The sequence below is a fragment of the Chryseobacterium sp. VD8 genome, assembly GCF_037149975.1.
Taxonomy (GTDB): Bacteria; Bacteroidota; Bacteroidia; order Flavobacteriales; family Weeksellaceae; genus Chryseobacterium; species Chryseobacterium indicum.
This window is the reverse complement of sequence record NZ_JBBCQL010000243.1, coordinates 1-6,617: the sequence shown is the minus strand read 5'-3', so window position 1 is coordinate 6,617 and position 6,617 is coordinate 1. Positions and strand designations below refer to the sequence as shown.

General features: G+C 39.1%; 3 protein-coding genes. All 3 read right to left on the bottom strand.

All coding sequences use genetic code 11. The annotated features are described in order from the left end of the window. Positions 1–166: 166 nt before the first annotated feature. Entirely contained in the window at positions 167–2,971 is a 2,805-nt protein-coding gene (locus WFK35_RS19270; RefSeq protein WP_336733975.1) for a gliding motility protein, read from the bottom strand. Positions 2,972–3,092: 121 nt separating this feature from the next. Next, positions 3,093–5,912 (bottom strand): T9SS type B sorting domain-containing protein, encoded by a 2,820-nt coding sequence (locus WFK35_RS19265; protein ID WP_290265655.1) that lies wholly within the window; start codon positions 5,910–5,912, stop codon positions 3,093–3,095. Between the two features lie 139 nt (positions 5,913–6,051). Next, a partial coding sequence (locus WFK35_RS19260) for a gliding motility-associated C-terminal domain-containing protein (protein WP_336733972.1) occupies positions 6,052–6,617 on the bottom strand: 566 nt, incomplete at its 5' end.

Genomic DNA, 6,617 nt, shown 5'->3' with positions numbered 1-6,617 from the left:
CTATTGTAACTGTACTTCCGTTAATTTCAATCTTTGTGATAACAGGAAGGGAAGATTCTGCAACGGTTACGCTTTGTCTGTAAGTACAGCCTTCTGCAGTAAGGTCTACCCAATAATTTCCGGGTGCAACATTGCTTATGGATGATGTGGTAGCTCCTGTACTCCATCAGTAACTGTCGAATCCCGGTCCTGCATCTAAAGTGGTAAATGTTTTAGGACAGATTATTTTATCTTTCAGAATCAGTGAAGATTTCGGAGTTTTTACCGTTACAGTGATTGAAGCAATATTAGGGCATACTCCGGATTTTTCAAATCTTATAAAAATCGTCTGAGTCCCCGATAAATTCATTGGATTTACGATCTGTGCCGTATTATTCTGAGCATCCGGAAGCGTAGGATGAAAAGTTACAGTAACAGACGGATCTGTTGTAAACTGACTGATATAAGGCATCAGGTCAATAATTTTAGTTCCGTCAAGATTATCATCACACATCGTAACGGCATGCGTGGTTTTAATTAAAGGAATTTTATTTCCAATAACAAAAACGAGAGGCTTCACAACAGGAGGACAGCCGTCCGGAGAATCCACTCTTATATAAATTGTAGTGGTTGTTGTATAAGACCAGTTATTGGGTAAAGTATTCGTGTTTCCGGCGTTGGCATCCGTTAGGTTGGCATAATATCTTACATTCGTAAAATAAGTGGTATTGCTTAAAACAAGAGGTGTGATATTTGACAGGATAATGTTTACTGTTCCGTCCAGATTATCATCACAAAAAGTCCCTGTATAATTGTTAACAACGTTTGCGAAAGGATAAAGATTAAGTGTAATCTGAGCTATTGCTTTACATCCAAGATTATTTTTTACCACAGCATAAACAATAGTTCCGTTTGCGGCGGTGTAAGAAGTCGTATTGGTTATTGCTGTTCCCGGAGTTTCGTTCTGGGCATCCAACAGATTCGTATAATAGGTAATGGTTACCGGAGAATTACTGGTAATATTTGCTGTTGTTAAATTAAATACTCCCTGTCCGGAACCGTTATCACAGACTTTTAATGTTACATTATTAACCGTTAAAGCCTGAATGTTGATAGTAACAGTTACCGTTTCACAGTCTGGAAAGTCAGGATTGTTTCCACAAAATGTATAAGTAAATGTATCTGTTCCTGCAGTTCCGGGATTAGTAACGGTATACGTGATGATTCCTGTGGTTGCATTTACTGTCGCCGTTCCTAAGGTTGGAGCCGTAAGCACAGCAACCGTGGAAGGAACCGGAGTCTGGGTAGAACTGGTAAATGCGGGAGTAATTGTTTTTGTTGTACAAACATCGTAAGCAGCGTTAGACAATTTTGTACAGTTCTGTACTTTGTATTGTGCTGTGATTAAAGGGGCGCAGCTTCCCATTGTTACCGAGCAGGTATAATAACCGGACTGAGTGGGAGAGTAAGAAGCTCCTGTAGCTCCCGGAATTAAAACTCCGCCGACATACCATTGATAGGTGTCATAAATTACGGGATCTACCGTAAGCACAATTCCCGGAGCACAGTCCCCACCTGATTTTAAAATTACAGGCTGCGTAGGAAATCCAGCAAAAAAGCCTCCATATCCTACTGCATCACTTCCTGCATTAATTCCCGCTGTTATCGCTTTAGACGAAACAACGGTTACTGTTCCTGCAGTATTTGGAATGCCGTAAGTTACCCAGTTAAGAGTTCCCGTCATATTGAAAGGACCTGTTGAAATCGGGGGTGTAACTCCATTTACGGTAACTACTGCACCTCTTTCTGTGATGAGATTTAATTTTGTGGGAACATTTAAAATACCGTTCGGATTACCGTTGGAATACACAAAGTTTTCATCAATTAATCCAAGTTCGTTAATCTGTTTCGGTAAGTAACAGTTCAGAGCAGGAATAAAATTAAATCCGCCTGTTGCCACTTCATTTCCTGCGGTACTTGCACCCGCAAGAACCTGATAAATATAGACGTTCTTGGTTGTTTTAATGTATAAATTATAATGTCCGCTCCCCTGAAGCTGATATTTGGAATCAGGGATCATAAAATATTGTCCTGTGTTTAAAGTAGCAACAGGAACAACTTCGTTATTTACGCGGATTTCCGTATTGTCTTCGGTGGCAATTACTAAAGCACCTTCCATGTTTGATCCTATACTTCCGTTGCCTTTTACCAAAGCGAATTCATTTCCTAAGCGGTCTACCGGAACTGACTGATCCATGAGAATATCAGAACTCTGAGGATAATTTCCTGCATATTGTCCATTGAAATTTCCATTGGTAACGTTGATGTTTTTATTGGCTGTAATTTTGGCACCGATAAATCCGTCAAAGTTTCCTGTAATATTTCCGATTCCGTCGATGATGTAAGATTGTCCTTTATTTAAATTGAAAGTAATCGTAGGGTTTGTTGCTCCGGTGGTTCCGTTTGAAAACTGTACGGTGGGTTTGTACCCTGTTATGGTAACCGTAGTATTGTCTTCAGTTGCCAGAACACTCGTCATAAAATTCAGGATTGAATTACTCACGGAGATTGGTGCATTGGCTGCATAAAAAGTTTTTCCGGTGGAAGGAATTCCTTTTGAAGTAATAATTTCAGCATGATTAAATACCGAAAATCTTAGGTTGGCGTAGAAAGGAAATTCTGCTTTTACATAAAGTCCTTTGGTTGTTGGGGTAAAAAGATCTGTCTGCTGGGATGTAATAATATAATCTCTTAAAATATCAACTTTTTGAGGATTTCCTTTGCTGATTGTTGCCGTGGCAATTAAAGTATTGTTGTTATAAATTTCTACCGGAAAAGGCGTAGTACGGTTAGTAGAAATATATAATTTCTGATTGGGATTTGAATTTCCTGTACGGTCTACCATGGGCGCAAACCAGTGTTCTCTATCCAATTGTGCAAGTGTAGAGGTGAAAAACAGAATTAAAAATAGAAAAGATAGAATTTTCTTCATTCAGGTATAGCCTTTAACACAAATTTAATAATAAAAAGCTTTCTGAACTAAAAAAAATAAAAAAACCATGATATCAAAATCATGGTTTTTTCGGAGAATATTTTTTAAAGAATATTTAAAATTAATTTCTGTTTTTCACTAGAATCCATCCGGAATATTTAATCGGAGTCTGCTTACCGTTTGGCTCGTTCCAGCTTACATCGTACCAATAGTTTCCTGTAGGTACTTTTTTGCCGCCCACTGCGCCATCCCATTTATATCCGTTTTCTTTATTTCCCTGATGCATTTTTGCTCCGTATCTGTCGTAAATATTGAACACAAGGTTTTTCTTGTTTCCTAACGCGGAATAATCAATCATATCGTTTACACCATCTCCGTTTGGCGTAATTACGTTAATAAGATTAGGTACGGTAACCTCTACCTGCATTGGAGAACAGTTATAAGAATCCTTTACGTAGAACGTATTATTTCCTCTCGGAACATTTGTAAATACATTAGAATCCTGCCAGTGAATATTATCTATTGAATATTGGTAAGGAGCAGTTCCTCCCAATACATTTACCGTAACGGTATTGTTTGAAATATCAATGTTTGAAATAACAGGCTGTTCTGAGGCGTATACTTTTACCGTCTGTCTTGTTACGCAATTTCCGGTTTTAAGATCTACCCAGTAAGTTCCTGTAGTGACATTGCTGATCGACTGTGTAGTTGCTCCTGTACTCCATAAATAGGCAGTAAATCCGGGACCTGCATCTAGCGTTGTTTTATTTTCAATACAGATAATTTTATCCTGCAAAATACTGGAGTAAACCGGAGGGAGAACAATTAATGTAACTTTGGCAATTCTGAAACATCCGTTTGCGTTGCTTACTTTTACGAAAACGACTCCGTTTGGTGCAATATAGTTCGCCGGATTAATGATTTCATTGGTTCCGAGCTGTGCATCCGTTAAAGAAGGATAATATTTTTTTGTAATTCCTGTAGTGGTAGATACAAGAGCCGTTGTAAGGTCAAATAATGCCGTAGCAGGATTAGACGGAATAAAACATGATCTCAGTGTTGCATCCGTTACTGTAGGACTTGCAGAAACAGTTAACGTTAAAGTTACCTGCTCACAATCTGTAAAATCAGGATCATTTCCACAGAATTTATAAACAATAGTATCTATACCCGTAAAACCGAAATTAGGTGTATAAATGATGACTCCGTTCGGATCAATAACCGCAGAACCATTTGTTGGAGGAGTAACAATTGTTACGGTGCTCGGGACGTAAGTCTGAGTAGAATTTGTAAAAGACGGAACCACTGCCTGGAAGCCTTCGCAAACTGTAAGAGCTTTTGTGGATTTCTGAAGACATGTATACACTTTATAAACCGGAGTGATGGCAGGAACGCATGATCCCACAGTAATTCTTACCGTATAATTTCCCGCTACTGTCGGAGTATAGCTATTCGAATTGGCTCCGGGAATAGGATTCCCGTTTAGGAACCATTGGTAGGTTTCATAACTGTCGTCCACTTCAAGAACAAGTCCGGGAATACAGTCTCCCGTCTGTTTTGTAATTAAAGGGATAGAAGAGAATCCGGCGAAATATCCTCCGTAACCTGCCGTACTGTATCCTCCGTTTACTCCGGCTGTTACAGCTTTTGTTGAGGTTACCGTCACATTTCCTGTAATTCCTGTAATAGCATAAGTTACCCAGTTCGTATTTCCTGTTAACGGATAAGGTCCCTGAGCAGCAGTTGGAGTGGCTCCATTCACCGTAACAGCAGCTCCGGCTTCTGTAAGAATATTAAGCTTTAAGGTTACTCCGGAAACACTAGGCATTTCGTTGATCTTTCCGATCTCATCAATTTTTCTCGGAAGGAAACAGTTTAACGGCGGGATATAATTGTATCCTCCAGTATTATTTTCCGTTCCTACACCCACCAATTGATATAAATATACATTTTTGGAAGTAGAAATAAACATATTAAAGTGTCCGCTTGCACCTCCTTGCTGGATGTAGTTTGTTTCATTAATTCTGTACCATTCTCCTGCATTGATTGTGGCAATAGGAGCGGTAGCTCCGTTAATGAAAATCTGTGTATTGTCTTCTGTCGCAATTACAATTCCACCCTCCATGTTTTCTGCCGGAGCGGTAGACCTTGTCTTTACCATGGCAAAGGTATTCCCGAGTCTTTCCACAGGAACAGACTGGTCCATAATTAAATCTGAACCGCTTGAACTTAATGCTCCGAAATTTCCGTTTGCACTTCCGTTGGTTAATGTGATGGGTTTGTTCGAAACTACTTTTGCCCCGATGAATCCGGTAAAGTTTGCCGAGGTACCATTGTTTCCGGCCATAATGTAAGACTGACCTTTGTTCAGTGTGAATGACTGTGAGTTGGCTCCGGAAGGAGTTCCCCCTAAAAATACCAGTCCGGAAGTATTCCATGTAACAGTAACCTGAGTATTGTCTTCCGTTGCTAAAATACCTGCCGTGAAATTATTAGAAGTACCCGTCCCTGCGTTTGTATTGGGAGGATTAGCTACAAAGAATAGTTTCCCGATTCCGGCCTTCCCTTTAGAAGTAATAATTTCTCCGTGAGAAGTCTGGGCAGATCTTAAAGTACAGTAAAAAGGTTTGTCGCCTTTTAAGTACAATCCTTTTGTAATGACCTGAAGGGCTTCCGATGGAGTTGTTGCGGAAATAAGATTTGCGGTCACTGTATACGTTTGAGGATTTCCTTTGCTGATGGTCACAGTAGTAAGCAGTGCATTGTTGCTGTAGATTTTCACATCAAACGGGGTGGTAGAGTCAGTAGAAAGATATACGGCATTGGTATATCCTGTTGTGGATGCATAATAAGGCGCAATCCAGTGCTCAGTATCCCTCTGTGCAAATATGGTACTAATGCTGAAAAACATTAATACAAAAGACAGTAGAATTTTATTCATAATTATAGAATTAGGATTCGTGCAAAAATAACGGAATTTTCTGTTATACCTTCAAATTATATTTGTTAAATGATAACATTATGTCATAAAAAAGCCACGATTTAGATTCGTGGCTTTAATAATTCTTTTTTTTAGTCTTTTAGTCAATATTTTTTACAAGGATCCATCCTGAATATTTGATTGGTGTTTTTTCCTTGTTGGGTTCATTCCAGTTGATGTGGTACCAGTAGGTTCCCGTCACAATTTTCTTGTCAAAATGTTTACCGTCCCACTTGTAATTATTGAATTTATTTCCTGTAAAGATTTTATTTCCGTATCTGTCATAGACCACGAAACTTAAATTTTCTTTGTAAGCAAGCTCGCTGTAATCGATGAAATCATTTTTATTATCACCGTTCGGCGTGATGGCATTTAATAAATTCGGTACGGTTACTTCTACAAAGATCGGGGTACAGTTGTAGGCATCTTTCACATAAAAAGTATGCTGTCCTCTTGAAAGCCCTGTGAATACGTTGGAATCCTGCCAGTTTGCTGGAGAATCGACAGCGTATTTGTAAGGCGCCTGTCCTCCTGTCACCTTTACCGTTGCGGTATTGTTTGAAATTTCAATTTCTGAAATCACAGGATCTACCGCTTTTTTCACACTTACGAACTGTTTTACAGAGCATCCGTTGTCTTTAAGAATTACCCAGTAATCTCCAACAG